Genomic DNA, 13,698 nt, shown 5'->3' on the forward strand with positions numbered 1-13,698 from the left:
TCGCTGGCGCGTCAGAGCCGCGCCAGCTGCTCGCGCACCTTGGTCAGCGTGGCGCCGAAGTCGGCCACGCGCTTCTTCTCCTGCTCGATCACGGCCGGAGGCGCCTTGGCCACGAAGGCTTCGTTGGACAGCTTGGCGTTCGCCTTGGCGATTTCGCCCTCCAGCCGTGCGGCTTCCTTGGTCAGGCGGGCCTTCTCGGCGGCGACGTCGATTTCCATGAACAGGCACAGGCGGGCTTCGCCCACCACCGCCACCGGTGCGGCCTGCGCGGCGGCGGCCCAGCCGGCCTCGTCGTCGAACACCTTGACCTCGGCCAGTTTGGCCAGACCCTGCAGCACGGCGGCGTTGGCGCGCATGAAGTCCGCATCGCCGACCACGAACATCGGCAGACGGGTGGCGGGCGAGACGTTGAGTTCACCGCGCAGCGTGCGGCAGGCATCCACCAGGCTCTTGAGCTTGGCCACCTGTGCCTCGGCGGCTTCGTCGATGCGCTCGGGCTGGCTCACCGGGTAGGCCGCCACGCTCACCGAGGCACCCTCACGACCGGCGACCGGCGCGACCTTCTGCCACAGCTCTTCGGTGATGAACGGAATGACGGGGTGTGCCAGGCGCAGGATGGTCTCCAGCGTGCGGATCAGGGTGCGGCGGGTGGCGCGCTGCTGCGCCTCGTTGCCGGTGTTGATCTGCACCTTGGCGATTTCCAGGTACCAGTCGCAGAACTCGTTCCAGACGAAGTCGTAGATGGCGTTGGCCACGTTGTCCAGCCGGTATTCGGCAAAGCCTTGCGCCACTTCGGCCTCGACGCGCTGCAGGCGCGAGACGATCCAGCGGTCGGCGTGGCTGAAGCTCATGTAGCCGTGCGCCTTGCCGCCGACTTCGCAGTCGGCCTTGGTGTGTTCCATCAGGCCGCAGTCGTGGCCTTCGCAGTTCATCAGCGTGAAGCGGGTGGCGTTCCAGAGCTTGTTGCAGAAGTTGCGGTAGCCCTCGCAGCGCTTGCTGTCGAAGTTGATGCTGCGGCCCAGCGAGGCCAGTGCGGCGAAGGTGAAGCGCAGCGCGTCGGCGCCGTATGCCGGGATGCCGTCGGGGAACTCCTTCTCGGTCTGCTTGCGCACCTTGGGCGCCGTCTCGGGCTTGCGCAGGCCGGTGGTGCGCTTGTCCAGCAGCGGGGCGAGCGAGATGCCGTCGATCAGGTCCACCGGGTCGAGCACGTTGCCTTCGGACTTGCTCATCTTCTGGCCCTGCGCGTCGCGCACCAGGCCGTGGATGTAGACGTCCTTGAACGGCACGCGGCCGGTGAAGTGGGTGGTCATCATGATCATCCTGGCGACCCAGAAGAAGATGATGTCGTAGCCGGTGACCAGCACGCTGCTGGGCAGGTAGAGGTTGTAGTCGTCGGTGGCGGCGTCGCCCTGGTTGGGCCAGCCCATGGTGGAGAAGGGCACCAGCGCCGAGGAATACCAGGTGTCGAGCACGTCCGGGTCGCGGGTGAGTGTCTTGCCCGCGCCGGCCAGAGCCTGCGCTTCAGCCTCGTTGCGCGCCACGTAGACCTGGCCCTGCTCGTCGTACCAGGCCGGGATCTGGTGGCCCCACCAGAGCTGGCGCGAGATGCACCAGTCCTGGATGTTGTTCATCCACTGGTTGTAGGTGTTGACCCAGTTCTCGGGCACGAACCTGACCTGGCCGCTGGCCACGGCGTCGATGGCCTTCTGCGCGATGCTCTTGCCGGTCGGGTCCTGGTCGCTGACCTTGCTCATGGCCACGAACCACTGGTCGGTCAGCATGGGCTCGACCACCTGGCCGGTGCGGGCGCAGCGCGGCACCATCAGCTTGTGCTTCTTGACCTCGACCAGCAGGCCGGCGGCTTCAAGGTCGGCCACGACCTGCTTGCGCGCCACGAAACGGTCCAGGCCGCGGTACTTCTCGGGCGCGTTGTCGTTGATGGTGGCGTTGAGGTGCAGCACGCCGATGATGGGCAACTGGTGGCGCTGGCCGACGGCGTAGTCGTTGGCGTCGTGCGCGGGCGTGACCTTGACCACGCCGGTGCCGAAGGCTCGGTCCACGTACTCGTCGGCGATCACCGGAATCTCGCGGTCGCACAGCGGCAGCTTCACGTACTGGCCGATCAGGGCGCTGTAGCGCTCGTCCTCGGGGTGGACCATCACGGCCACGTCACCCAGCAGGGTTTCGGGTCGGGTGGTCGCCACGGTCAGGTGACCGCTGCCGTTGACCAGCGGGTAGGCAATGTGCCAGAGCGAACCGTCTTCCTCTTCGCTCTCCACCTCCAGGTCGGACACGGCCGACATCAGCACCGGGTCCCAGTTGACCAGGCGCTTGCCGCGGTAGATCAGGCCCTGCTGGTAGAGCTTGACGAAGGTCTCGGTCACCACGGTCGAGAGCTTCTCGTCCATGGTGAAGTACTCGCGGCTCCAGTCCACGGAATCGCCCATGCGGCGCATCTGCGTGGTGATGGTGTTGCCCGACTGTTCTTTCCACTCCCAGACCTTGGCGACGAAGTTCTTGCGGCCCAGGTCGTGGCGGCTGATCTTCTGTTCCTGCAGCTGGCGCTCCACCACGATCTGGGTGGCGATGCCGGCGTGGTCGGTGCCCGGAATCCAGGCGGTGTTGAAGCCGCTCATGCGGTGGTAGCGCGTCAGCGAGTCCATGATGGTCTGGTTGAACGCGTGGCCCATGTGCAGCGTGCCCGTCACGTTGGGCGGCGGCAGCTGGATGGCGAAGTTCTTGCCTGCGGTGGCCGCTTCGGCGCTGGGGGCCGAGGTGCCGCGGAAGCCCGCCACGCCGTAGCCGCGCTGCTCCCACTCGGGGCCCCAGTGGGCTTCGAGCGCGGCGGGCTCGAAGGACTTGGACAGGCTGTTCAGACCGGGTTGCTGCAGGGTGTCGGGAGCGTCGGACATGGGGGTGGGGCGCAGAAAGTGCGACGGCGCCCCGCAGGGCGCCGTCGGGTGGGTGTTCGGGAAGCCCCCGATTTTATTCGAGGGTGTCCCGGGCGGTGGCGACGCAGTCGGCCAGCACCTGGGCGTTGCCGATCTGGTTGGCCAGCAGCAGGATCAGGCGGGCGTTGAGCAGTTCCGACTGCTCGCGCGAGAGGCCCTGGTGGGCGTCGAGCAGGCGCTCATAGAAGCCGTCGGCGTCCTGGAAGTTCGGGGCGGTGTTCATGCGGTTCTCCAAAGGGTTTCAGCGCAGGCCGAGCGACCGTTCGAGCGCGGCGACCAGTCGACCGTCGATGCGGTCGCCGGTGGTGGCGAGATAACCGTCCGGCCGGACCAGCGCCCAGCCCGGACCTGTGAGTTGGCAGGCGGCGCGCAGGTGGCCGTCGGGGTCGCGCACGTGTTCTGTCGCCTGGGCGCGCTCACGGCCGGCCGGTACCTGCACCGCGCGCAGCGGCGCGCCGCCGGTCAGCGTCTTCAGGCGCTGAAGGTCGGCGCGCCCCAGCGGTCCGAAGACCAGCAGCAACAGGTCGCCCGCCGCCCAGTTCAGCAGGTCGTTGACGCAACCTGCCGAACCGTTCGCCCAGCGCAGCGCCACGTTCTGCACCGACTGGCCGGCGGCGCTGCCCTCGGCGTAGGTGCAGGCGCGCGAACGCGAGTACGGGTTGGCGACCGCCATGCGGCCGGTGTTCATCAGCGTGCGGGCGAAGGGGTGCTTCTTCGCCAGACCGATGGCGGCGTGGCGGAACAGGCGCTCCACGCCATCGGCCGGGCGCAGGAAGCGCGCGGTGCGGTTGGTCACCAGCACGTTCTGCTGCGCGGCCTCCAGCCGCTCGTCGCCGTAGCTCTCCAGCAGCGCGGGGTGGGCGCGGCCGCGCAGAACAGCCGCGAGCTTCCACGCCAGGTTGTCGGCATCGGCCACGCCGGTGTTGCCCCCGCGCGCGCCGAAGGGGCTGACCACCTTGGCCGAGTCGCCCATGAAAAACACCCGGCCTTCGCGCATGCGGTGCACGCACTCGCTGCGGTAGGCGTAGGGGCCCACCCAGACGATCTCGACCTCGGTGTCGGGCCCGAACTGGCGCGCCAGCCGCTCGCGCACCACGTCCTCGCGGCTCACATGGGCCGGGTCGCTGTCGGGCGCCATCTGGTAGTCGATGCGCCAGACGTCGTCGGCCATCAGGTGCTGCCAGACGGCGCGGTTCTCGTTGAACGGCGCCTCGACCCAGGTGTGGCGCTCGACCGGCGGTCGTTTCGTGAAGCGCACGTCGGCGATGCACCAGCGGTCGTCGCCGCGCTTGCTGGTGAACGGCACCTGCAGCCACTGGCGCAGCGGGCTGTGCGAGCCGGTGGCGTCGATGACGTGGTCGGCTTCGATGACGTAGGAGCCCGCGGGTGTCTCGACCGTGAGGGTGGCGAAGTCGGCGTTCTGTGTGAAGGCGGTCAGGCGGTTCTGCCAGCGCAACTCGACATGGCCAAGTTCGGCGATGCGTTCGACCAGGAATCCTTCGATGTAGAACTGCTGGATGTTGATGAAGGGGGGCTGCTGGGAGAGGTTGTAGCCGCCCTGCTGACGAAGGTCGAAGCTGTAGACCTCGTCCTCGCCGGCGAAGGTGCGGCCGACGCTCCACTGGATGCCTTTGGTGGCGATGCGGTCGTACAGCCCCAGGCGCTGGAAGATTTCGAGCGATTTCTGGGTGTAGCAGATGCCGCGGGAGGACGCGCCCTTGACGCCGACGGTGTTGTCTTCGTCGAGCAGGATGGCGGGGGTGCCGAGTTTGGCGAGCGAGCAGGCGAGGGTGAGGCCGGTGATGCCGCCGCCGACGATGACGATGGGGTGTCGTCTTGTTCGTGCTTCGCTGAGTTCGGGTGGGGGGACGAAGGGGTATTCGGGCAGCTGGTAACCACTGCCTTGGGTGAACTCGTAGCTGTTGGTGTGGGCGGCTTGCTTGTATGCCGTTGGTGTCACGGGTGTCTCCTGTCTGTGTTCTGTTTTTCGTTCATCGACCTCGCGGGCTCATGGGTGCGGTGTGCCCTGTTCCGCTCATGTCCCCCGGATCGGGCTTCGCCCGATCCTCCTCCTTTACTTCGCTGCACAGGGCACACCACCCCCATGAACCACCAGATACGTGTGTGCGAACTGTTGGCGCGCCAACGAGTGTGGTGAATGGCTGGGTGACCAGCGCAGCGAGGTAAAGGAGGAGCCAGCGGCGCAGCCGCTGGCGGGGGACACGAGCGGAGCCGGTCACCCAGCCATTCACCGCACGGGCCCACCGCCAAGAGAAATCAAGACGAAGAGGGCACAAACTCCGGCCGGTCATTCGACTGCGGCTTCAACGGCGCCGAAGTCTGACCCGAAGCCCTCTCCTTGCGCCACTGCTCCTTGCGCGCGTTCCACTCCGCCAGCCGCGCATGCGCCGTCTTGCTCTCCTGCAGCATCTGGAACTCGTCCGCCAGCTGCGCCGTCAGCTCCAGCCGGATGCCGTTCGGGTCGAAGAAATAGATGCTCTTGAAGATGTGGTGGTCCGTCACCCCCAGCACCTCGATCCCGTGCGCCTGCAGGCGCGCCTTCGTGTTCTCCAGCTCCTGCACCGTGTTCACCCGGAAGCTGATGTGGTTCACCCACTTCGGCGTGTTCGGCGACGGCTCGGCAGCCACGTCGTCGCCCAGGTCGAAGAAGGCGATGAACGAACCGTCCTGCAGGCGGAAGAAGAAGTGCGTGTACGGGCAGTACTCGCCCGTGCTGGGCACGTAGTCGCTCTGGATGATGTGGTAGAGCGGCAGACCCAGGATGTCCTCGTAGAAATGCCGCGTTTCTTCGGCATCGCGCGCCCGGTAGGCGTAGTGGTGCAGCTGCTGCACCGGGGCGGGCGGGGGCAGGGTGGCGTTCATGGAGTCTCCTGTTCTATTGCGGGGTTTCGCAATGTTGAATGCATTTAACAAAACGAAATCTTATCGGGCATCCGACACCGGGTCAGTGTGAGGGTTTTCCAGAGGGGTGTCGACCCAGTTGAGAGTGGTTATCAATGGCTCCCTCTGAATAGATTTGAACAATTCGTCACATAGTCTGCGGCAATTTGACGGAAGGGGGGGGGCGGCGTACGGTCTGCCTGTCACAGACCTCCCCGCCGCCTGGCGGGCGGGCTGGGCGCTTCCTCAACCCACGAGACAAGGAGATATCCATGGCCGCATTGAAAGGCTCGAAAACCGAGCAGTGCCTGAAGGACGCCTTCGCCGGCGAATCCCAGGCCAACCGCCGCTACCTGTACTTCGCAAACAAGGCCGATGTGGAAGGCCAGAACGATGTGGCGGCCCTGTTCCGCTCCACCGCCGAAGGCGAAACCGGTCACGCGCACGGTCACCTGGAGTTCCTGGAGCAGTCCGGCGACCCGGCCACCGGCCTGCCCATCGGCAGCACCCGCCAGAACTTGGCCTCCGCCGTCGCAGGCGAAACCCACGAGTACACCGACATGTACCCGGGCATGGCCAAGACCGCGCGCGAAGAAGGTTTTGACGAGATCGCCGACTGGTTCGAAACCCTGGCCAAGGCCGAGCGTTCGCACGCGAACCGCTACCAGAAGGCTCTGAACGAGCTGGTGGACTGATTGACCCACCCCCGCCGCGCTGCGCGCGACCCCCTCAAGGGGGCAACGCTGGCGGCCCGGCGGAGCCGGTTCCGCGGCGTTCTGGAATTTCGCTCCGGACGCCGTTTTTGAAAGCGCTTGCGCGAGCGCTTTCAAAAACCCACGAGCCAACCCGCACAGACGAGGACAAGAGACATGGCCACAGAAGGCAACCTGCAGGCACCGACGCGCCACCCGCTGGACTGGAAGAACCCCGACTTCTACGACGAGGAGAAGTGCTTCCACGAGCTCGAGCGCATCTTCGACATCTGCCACGGCTGCCGCCGCTGCGTGAGCCTGTGTGGCTCGTTCCCGACCCTGTTCGACCTGGTGGACGAGAGTGCGACCATGGAGGTCGATGGCGTCGCCAAGCAGGACTACTGGAAGGTGGTGGACCAGTGCTACATGTGCGACCTCTGCTACATGACCAAGTGCCCTTACACGCCGCCGCACGAGTGGAACCTGGACTTCCCGCACACCATGCTGCGCGCCAAGGCCATCAAGTTCAAAAAAGGTGAGGTCAAGACCAGCGAGAAGCTGCTGGCCTCCACCGACGTGCACGGCCAGTTCGCCGGCATTCCCATCGTGGTGCAGGTGGTCAACGCGGTGAACAAGACCAAGGCCGCGCGCGGCGTGATGGAAAGCGCCATGGGCGTGGACAAGGACGCCTGGCTGCCCGATCTGGCGACCAAACGCTTCCGCTGGGCGGCGCCCGACGCCAGGGCCACCAAGGTGGTCGATGGCGAGAAGACGCCCGGCAAGGTCGCCATCTTCTCCACCTGCTACATCAACTACAACGAACCCGGCATCGGCCTGGACCTGCTCAAGATCCTCGACCACAACGACATCCCCTACACCATCGTCGAGAAGGAAAAGTGCTGCGGCATGCCCAAGCTGGAGCTGGGCGACCTGGACTCGGTGCAGGCCAGCAAGGAGGCCAACATCCCGGTGCTGGCGAAGTACGCGCGCGACGGCTTTGCCATCCTCGCTGCCGTGCCCAGCTGCGCGCTGATGTTCAAGCAGGAGATCCCGCTCATGTTCCCGGACGACGCCGACACCCAGCTGGTGAAGGAACACATGTGGGACCCCTTCGAGTACCTGATGGCGCGCAAGCGCGACGGCCTGCTGAAAACCGAATTCCCGCAGAAGCTGGGCAACATCAGCTACCAGATCCCCTGCCACGGCCGGGTGCAGAACATCGGCAAGAAGACCGAAGAGATGCTCAAGATGATCCCGGACACCACGGTCAACACCATCGAGCGCTGCTCGGGCCATGCGGGCACCTTCGGCGTCAAGAAGGGCTCGCACCAGCAGGCCATGAAGATCGGCAAGCCGGTGTTCAAGGCCATGGCCACCATGAAGGACGGCAGCAAGCCCGACTACATCAGCTCCGACTGCCCGCTCGGCGGCCACCACATCGCGCAAGGTTTTGAAGTGAACGGGCACGGGGCGCCTGAGCTGCAACACCCGCTGTCGCTCGTGGCCCGCGCCTATGGCCTGAAGTGAGGACGACACCATGCAACTGACCGGACACATCACCCCCGACAGCCTCATGAGCCTGGAGGCCTACAGCAAGTGGCGCAAGGTCCACAAGCCCGAGGTCATCGCGCACCGCAAGCTGCGCAGCGTGCAGCTGGGCGAGCACCTGAACCTGCAGTTCGAGAGCGAGACCACCATCCGCTACCAGATCCAGGAGATGCTGCGCATCGAGAAAATCTTCGAGGAAGAGGGCATCCAGAGCGAGATCGAGGCCTACGCGCCCCTGGTGCCCGACGGCAGCAACTGGAAGGCGACGATGCTGATCGAGTACATCGACGTCAACGAGCGCAAGCGCGAGCTGGCGCGACTGATCGGCGTGGAGGACCGCATGTTCGTCGAGGTCGAAGGCTACGAGCGCGTCTACGCCATCGCCGACGAAGACCTGGACCGCGAGAACGAGCAGAAGACCAGCGCGGTGCACTTCGTGCGCTTCGAGTTCACGCCTGCCATGCGCGCGGCCATCAAGGCGGGCGCGGCCGTCAAGATCGGCTGCGACCACACGCACTACCCTGCGCATGTGCAGATTGCGGCGGAGACGCTGGCGAGTCTGGCCGGAGATCTGAAGTAGGCCTCAGGCCTGGCACCAGCGCGACCAGTCCGGATCGCGGGGTGCCTCCAGCGCCAGATCGTCGCCGCTGACCGGGTGCCGCAGTGCCAGGCGGCTTGCATGCAGCCACAGCCGCTGCATGCCCAGCCAATCGGCGACGGCTCTGTTCAGCGGCCCCTTGCCGTGCGTCGCGTCGCCGATGATCGGGTGGGCGATGTGCTTCATGTGGCGCCGCAGCTGGTGGCGGCGGCCGGTGAGCGGTTGCAGTTCCACCAGGGCGCAGCGCGTGGCCGGGAAGCCGCCGTACGGCAGCGGCAGTTCGTAGCGCTCCAGCGTCGCAAACCGGGTCTGCGCCTCCTGCACCTCTTCGCGCTCGCTGCGCATGTCGTCGGGCAGGCGCCGCAGCGGGTGGTCGATCAGGCCTTCGTCGGCGGGCCAGCCGCGCACGACGGCGTGGTAGGTCTTGCGCATGCCCTCGCCGGATTCGAAGGCGCGGCCCAACAGGCTGGCGGTGGCCGCGTCCAGCGCGAACAGCAGCACGCCGCTGGTGCCCTTGTCGAGCCGGTGCACCGGCCAGACCGGCTGGCCGATCTGGTCGCGCAGCAGCTGCACCGCAAAGCGCGTCTCGCCTGCGTCCAGCCCGGTGCGGTGCACCAGCAGGCCGGGAGGCTTGTCGATGGCGATCAGGTGGTCGTCGCGGTGCAGGATGCGCAGCATGGGTCGATTGTCCGGCGACTGAATGCTTCGGATGCCACAGGTACACTCGCTTTTTTCCTCTTTTTCCCCCCTCAAACACCATGTTCCGACGCGTCTCGACCCTCGCCGCGCTGGCCTTGTCGCTGCTGCTGGCCGCCTGTGGCAAGCAGGGTGTGGAACTGGGCGAAGGCGGCTCCGTCGTCAAGGGTTCGGCCGGGCCGGACGGCGCGCACAACGCGGCCACCGAGCTCAAGACCTGTGCGGCGCCGGTGGCAGTGGTGGCGCTGATGGAGAACCCGCGCGGCTACGTCGGCATCGGCCGTGGCGGGCTCCCCGATTCGCCCCTGCCGCTGGTGCGCGTGATGATGCAGCAGAGCGGGTGCTTCCGCATCGTCGACCGCCACTCGGGCCTGAACGCCACCGTCAAGGAACAGGAGCTCAAGGAAGAGGGCGTCCTGCGCCAGGACGACACCACGGTCAAGAAGGGCCGCGGCATCGTGGCGCAGTACACCCTGGTGCCCAGCCTGACCTTTTCCGAGCAGGACGCAGGGCGCCAGATCGGCGGCATCCTGGCGCAGATTCCGGGCCTGAACGTGATCGCCGGCGCGGCCGAGAACGTCAAGCTCAAGGAAGCGCAGGTGGTGCTGCTGCTGACCGACAACGAAACCACCGAGCAGCTCTCCGCCGCCACCGGCGCCGCGCGCAGCACCGATCTGGGCATCGGCGGCCTGGCCATCGGCAAGGCCGGCGGCGCGGGCGGCCTGGGCTGGAGCAACACCAACGAGGCCAAGGTGATTGCGGCGGCCTTCCTGGACGCGCACAACCACCTGGTCGACGAGGTGCAGCGCCTGGTCGAGAAGCCGCTGCCCGAACCCGTGCCCACCAAGAAGAAGGCTGGCTGAGCCACCATGCTGTTTGTCATTTCCCCCGCCAAGGCCCTCGACTACGAGACGCCGGCCCACATCAAGACCTACACGCAACCGCTGTTCGTGGAACAGGCGAGCGAGCTGATCGCCGTGCTGCGCGAGAAGTCGCCGCAGCAGGTCGCCGAGCTGATGGACCTGTCGGACCAACTCGCAGGCCTGAACGCCGCGCGCTACCAGGCCTGGTCGCCCAAATTCACCGCCAGGAATTCCAAGCAGGCCGTGCTGGCGTTTGATGGCGACGTGTACGGCGGGCTGGATGCGAAGACTCTGAACGAGGACGAGCTGGACTGGTTGCAGCAGCACCTGTGCATCCTCAGCGGTCTCTACGGCGTGCTGCGCCCGCTGGACCGCATGCAGCCTTACCGGCTGGAGATGGGCACGCGGCTCAAGAACGACAAGGGCAGCAACCTCTACCGCTTCTGGGGCAGCCAGATCGCCGAGTACCTCAATGGCCGCGCCCGCGCCGACAAGAGCCCGGTGCTGGTCAACCTGGCCAGCGAGGAGTACTTCAAGGCGGTGGACCTCAAGGCGCTGCAGCCGCGTGTGGTGAACTGCGTGTTCGAAGAGAAGAAGGGCGCGAACTACAAGATCGTGAGCTTCTTCGCCAAGCGCGCGCGCGGCCTGATGGTGCGCTACGCGCTGCAGCACCGGGCGTCCACGCCCGAGCAGCTCAAGGGCTTCGATCTGGAGGGCTACCGTTTTGCGCCCGCCGCCAGCGGGCCCGACCGTTTCGTGTTCCGGCGCGACCAGGGCGCCTGACCGCCGACCGAGGAGACGACCATGACCCAGACCGTCACCCCCGAACTGCGCCAGTGGATCATCGAGCAGTCCACCGCCGGCTGCATGCCCGAGGCGGTGCTCGAAGCCATGGTCAAGGCCGGCTGGCAACCGGACGTGGCCGAAGCCGCGCTGGAGCAGACCCTGCGCGACCACCTGCAGAAGCTCGGCGCCGGCCGTGCCGCCGCGCCCGCCCCGGTCCAGGCCCCAGCCCAGGCACCGGCCCAGGCCACGGCGCTCGAGATGGCCACGGTGCGCGTGCCCGACATCGCACTCAGCGGTTCGCCACGCCGGCTGGACGCGGGCGACCGCATGGTCGACGTGATCATCTCGGTGACGCAGCCGCGGGTGGTGGTGCTCGGCGGCCTGCTCAGCCACGAGGAGTGCGACGGCCTGATCGAGGCGTCCCGGCCGCGCCTGGCGCGCTCGCTCACCGTGCAGACCGCCACCGGCGGCGAGGAGCTCAACCCCGACCGCACCAGCAACGGCATGTTCTTCAACCGCGGCGAAAGTGAGCTGGTCAAACGCATCGAGGCGCGCATCGCGCGGCTGGTGAACTGGCCGGTGGAAAACGGCGAGGGCATCCAGGTGCTCAACTACAAGGTGGGTGCGGAATACAAGCCGCACTACGACTACTTCGACCCGGCCGAGCCGGGCACGCCGACCATCCTCAAGCGCGGTGGCCAGCGCGTCGGCACGGTGGTCATGTACCTCAACGAACCGCCGCGCGGCGGCGGCACCACCTTTCCGGACATCGGTCTGGAAGTGGCGCCGGTGCGCGGCAATGCGGTGTTTTTTTCCTACAACCGGCCGCACCCCGGCACCCTGACCCTGCACGGCGGCGCGCCGGTGCTCGAAGGTGAAAAATGGGTGGCGACCAAATGGATGCGCGAACGGGTATTTGAATGACGCCAGACCAATCTCCCCTGGGCAAGACCACCGACTACGTCGACCAGTACGACCCGTCCCTGCTGTTCCCGCTGCCGCGCGAGGCCAAGCGCGTCGAAATCGGCATCACCGGCAGCGTGCCCTTCCTGGGCGCCGACCTCTGGACCGCCTTCGAGCTGAGCTGGCTGAACATGAAGGGCAAGCCGCAGGTGGCGATCGCCCACATCACCATTCCCTGCGAGAGCACGCACATCGTCGAGAGCAAGTCGTTCAAGCTCTATCTCAACAGCTTCAACAACACCCGCCTGGACAGTGCGGACGCGGTGCGCGACCGCATTCGCGACGACATCAGCCGCGCCATCTGGGGCGGTGAGGCGGTGAAGTCCTCGGCCGGCGTGCGGCTGCTGCTGCCCGAGCTGTTCGAATGCGAACCGGTGAAGGAGCTGGAAGGCGTGTCGATCGACCGCCTCGATGTCGAGTGCGACACCTACCAGCCGACGCCGGCCTTTCTGAGCGCCGCGCTGGACGAGAAGCCGGTGGACGAGGTGCTGGTGAGCGACCTGCTGCGCAGCAACTGCCCGGTGACCGGCCAGCCCGACTGGGGCAGCGTGCAGATCCGCTACAGCGGGCCGCAGATCGACCAGGCCGGGCTGCTGCAGTACATCGTGAGCTTCCGCAACCACAACGAATTCCACGAGCAGTGCGTCGAGCGCATCTACATGGACATCATGGCGCGCTGCAAGCCGGCCAAGCTGATGGTCTACGCGCGCTACACCCGCCGCGGCGGACTGGACATCAACCCTTGGCGCAGCAGCCACCCTCAGCTGCCGCCCGCAAATACGCGGACTGCCAGACAGTAGGCCGTCTCCGGCGCGCCGGTACGCCATCGAGGATGCGGTGGAACCGGCTCTGCCGGGCCACTCGCATCGCCCCCTTGAGGGGGTCGCGCGCAGCGCGGCAGGGGTGGGCCTGGTTCAGAGCATCTTCTGGATCAGTGCGCCCTTGAACAGCACCGGTCCGGTGGGGCCGGTCTCGCTGGGCACGCCGCCCTTGGGCTCCAGACTCACCGCCAGCGCCGGTACCTCGCGCACATCCGATTCACCGGCCGCCAGCTGCAGCAGCCGCTCGGGCGTGAGCACGCCCAGCGAACGCGGCTTGCTGCCCGGGGGCAGGGCCCAGAGCTGCAGCGACTTGTCGGCCGCTTCCTGGTAACCGCCCACGCGCTGCAGCGTCAGCTTGCGGTTCTTCGGGTCGAAGGTCACCAACATCGAGGCGCTGGCCTGTTCGTCGTTGAGCACGGCCACGTATTCGATCTGCGGCTGGGTCGAGAGCTTCGCCTGCAGTTCGTCGATCTGCGCCCCCATGCGGTCGCGCAGGCCCACCGTGGTGATCACGGCCAGCACGGTGGCCAGCGCGCCGGCACCGGCCGCACCGCGCCACAGCGCCAGGCTGCGCCACCAGCCGATGGGGGGCGGCGGCGCCGGTTCCGCACGGGCCGCCGCCATGGCCGCCTGCTCGCGCTCGGCCTCGATCAGGTTGTGGATGCGCGTCCAGACCACGGGCGAGGGCGTCACCGCGGGCGCCAGCTCGGTCATGCTGGCCACGCGGCTCTGCCAGACCAGGGCCGCCGCGCGCACCGGCGCCCGCTCGCGCGCCAGGGTTTCGAAGCGGCGCCGCGCGCCGCCGCGCAAGGTGCCGATGGCGTAGGCCGCGGCCAGTCGGTCCAGCAGCTCGGGGTGTCGGTGGATGTCCATGGCGTT

Annotated in this window: 13 protein-coding genes; 7 read left to right on the top strand and 6 right to left on the bottom strand. The window is 67.1% G+C overall.

The window, feature by feature from the left end; genetic code table 11:
* Positions 1 to 11 precede the first annotated feature (11 nt).
* From BC358_RS02580 to BC358_RS02595, 4 genes are all read right to left on the bottom strand, one after another.
* Positions 12 to 2,912 (bottom strand): valine--tRNA ligase, encoded by a 2,901-nt coding sequence (locus BC358_RS02580; protein WP_079364531.1) that lies wholly within the window; start codon positions 2,910 to 2,912, stop codon positions 12 to 14.
* Positions 2,913 to 2,985: 73 nt separating this feature from the next.
* Positions 2,986 to 3,174 carry a DUF2783 domain-containing protein gene (locus BC358_RS02585; RefSeq protein WP_079364532.1) on the bottom strand — a complete coding sequence of 63 codons (189 nt, stop codon included), beginning with the start codon at positions 3,172 to 3,174 and terminating at the stop codon, positions 2,986 to 2,988.
* 18 nt (positions 3,175 to 3,192) lie between these two features.
* Positions 3,193 to 4,911: an FAD-dependent oxidoreductase gene (locus tag BC358_RS02590; protein ID WP_079364533.1), complete on the bottom strand. Its 1,719-nt coding sequence runs from the start codon at positions 4,909 to 4,911 to the stop codon at positions 3,193 to 3,195.
* A 317-nt stretch (positions 4,912 to 5,228) separates the two neighbouring features.
* Positions 5,229 to 5,834 carry a VOC family protein gene (locus tag BC358_RS02595; protein WP_079364534.1) on the bottom strand — a complete coding sequence of 202 codons (606 nt, stop codon included), beginning with the start codon at positions 5,832 to 5,834 and terminating at the stop codon, positions 5,229 to 5,231.
* A 290-nt stretch (positions 5,835 to 6,124) separates the two neighbouring features.
* On the opposite strand from BC358_RS02595, the gene BC358_RS02600 reads away from it, so the two are divergent.
* From BC358_RS02600 to BC358_RS02610, 3 genes are all read left to right on the top strand, one after another.
* Positions 6,125 to 6,547, top strand: coding sequence for a rubrerythrin family protein (locus BC358_RS02600; protein ID WP_066158576.1), 423 nt, complete (start codon positions 6,125 to 6,127; stop codon positions 6,545 to 6,547).
* 174 nt (positions 6,548 to 6,721) lie between these two features.
* Positions 6,722 to 8,071, top strand: a complete 1,350-nt coding sequence (locus tag BC358_RS02605) for a (Fe-S)-binding protein (RefSeq protein ID WP_079364535.1) — start codon at positions 6,722 to 6,724, stop codon at positions 8,069 to 8,071.
* A 10-nt stretch (positions 8,072 to 8,081) separates the two neighbouring features.
* On the top strand, positions 8,082 to 8,672 hold the full coding sequence (locus BC358_RS02610; protein WP_079364536.1) for a DUF3501 family protein: 591 nt from the start codon (positions 8,082 to 8,084) through the stop codon (positions 8,670 to 8,672).
* Positions 8,673 to 8,675: 3 nt separating this feature from the next.
* Here the strand turns inward: BC358_RS02610 and BC358_RS02615 are convergent, their stop codons facing one another.
* Positions 8,676 to 9,368, bottom strand: a complete 693-nt coding sequence (locus BC358_RS02615; RefSeq protein ID WP_079364537.1) for a pseudouridine synthase — start codon at positions 9,366 to 9,368, stop codon at positions 8,676 to 8,678.
* Between the two features lie 80 nt (positions 9,369 to 9,448).
* On the opposite strand from BC358_RS02615, the gene BC358_RS02620 reads away from it, so the two are divergent.
* Genes BC358_RS02620 through queF form a run of 4 tightly spaced genes read left to right on the top strand, consistent with a single transcriptional unit; the run spans position 9,449 to position 12,798 of the window.
* Positions 9,449 to 10,249, top strand: coding sequence for a CsgG/HfaB family protein (locus BC358_RS02620; RefSeq protein ID WP_079364538.1), 801 nt, complete (start codon positions 9,449 to 9,451; stop codon positions 10,247 to 10,249).
* Between the two features lie 6 nt (positions 10,250 to 10,255).
* Positions 10,256 to 11,032: a peroxide stress protein YaaA gene (yaaA, locus tag BC358_RS02625; RefSeq protein WP_079364539.1), complete on the top strand. Its 777-nt coding sequence runs from the start codon at positions 10,256 to 10,258 to the stop codon at positions 11,030 to 11,032.
* Between the two features lie 21 nt (positions 11,033 to 11,053).
* Positions 11,054 to 11,959 (top strand): 2OG-Fe(II) oxygenase, encoded by a 906-nt coding sequence (locus BC358_RS02630; RefSeq protein WP_079364540.1) that lies wholly within the window; start codon positions 11,054 to 11,056, stop codon positions 11,957 to 11,959.
* Positions 11,956 to 12,798, top strand: coding sequence for an NADPH-dependent 7-cyano-7-deazaguanine reductase QueF (gene queF / locus BC358_RS02635; RefSeq protein WP_066158563.1), 843 nt, complete (start codon positions 11,956 to 11,958; stop codon positions 12,796 to 12,798). Before BC358_RS02630 ends, queF begins: the two co-directional genes overlap by 4 nt.
* 114 nt (positions 12,799 to 12,912) lie before the next feature.
* Here queF and BC358_RS02640 read toward each other — a convergent pair whose 3' ends face one another.
* Positions 12,913 to 13,692: an anti-sigma factor domain-containing protein gene (locus BC358_RS02640; protein WP_079364541.1), complete on the bottom strand. Its 780-nt coding sequence runs from the start codon at positions 13,690 to 13,692 to the stop codon at positions 12,913 to 12,915.
* Positions 13,693 to 13,698 lie beyond the last annotated feature (6 nt).

This window comes from Hydrogenophaga sp. H7 (assembly GCF_002025745.1).
Classification (GTDB): Bacteria; Pseudomonadota; Gammaproteobacteria; order Burkholderiales; family Burkholderiaceae_C; genus Hydrogenophaga; species Hydrogenophaga pseudoflava.

Coding starts and splice junctions, on each gene's coding strand:
- BC358_RS02580 (WP_079364531.1), bottom strand. CDS start 2,912: ATGTCCGACGCTCCCGACACCCTGCAGCAACCCGGTCTGAACAGCCTG.
- BC358_RS02585 (WP_079364532.1), bottom strand. CDS start 3,174: ATGAACACCGCCCCGAACTTCCAGGACGCCGACGGCTTCTATGAGCGC.
- BC358_RS02595 (WP_079364534.1), bottom strand. CDS start 5,834: ATGAACGCCACCCTGCCCCCGCCCGCCCCGGTGCAGCAGCTGCACCAC.
- BC358_RS02600 (WP_066158576.1), top strand. CDS start 6,125: ATGGCCGCATTGAAAGGCTCGAAAACCGAGCAGTGCCTGAAGGACGCC.
- BC358_RS02605 (WP_079364535.1), top strand. CDS start 6,722: ATGGCCACAGAAGGCAACCTGCAGGCACCGACGCGCCACCCGCTGGAC.
- BC358_RS02610 (WP_079364536.1), top strand. CDS start 8,082: ATGCAACTGACCGGACACATCACCCCCGACAGCCTCATGAGCCTGGAG.
- BC358_RS02615 (WP_079364537.1), bottom strand. CDS start 9,368: ATGCTGCGCATCCTGCACCGCGACGACCACCTGATCGCCATCGACAAG.
- BC358_RS02620 (WP_079364538.1), top strand. CDS start 9,449: ATGTTCCGACGCGTCTCGACCCTCGCCGCGCTGGCCTTGTCGCTGCTG.
- yaaA (WP_079364539.1), top strand. CDS start 10,256: ATGCTGTTTGTCATTTCCCCCGCCAAGGCCCTCGACTACGAGACGCCG.
- BC358_RS02630 (WP_079364540.1), top strand. CDS start 11,054: ATGACCCAGACCGTCACCCCCGAACTGCGCCAGTGGATCATCGAGCAG.
- queF (WP_066158563.1), top strand. CDS start 11,956: ATGACGCCAGACCAATCTCCCCTGGGCAAGACCACCGACTACGTCGAC.
- BC358_RS02640 (WP_079364541.1), bottom strand. CDS start 13,692: ATGGACATCCACCGACACCCCGAGCTGCTGGACCGACTGGCCGCGGCC.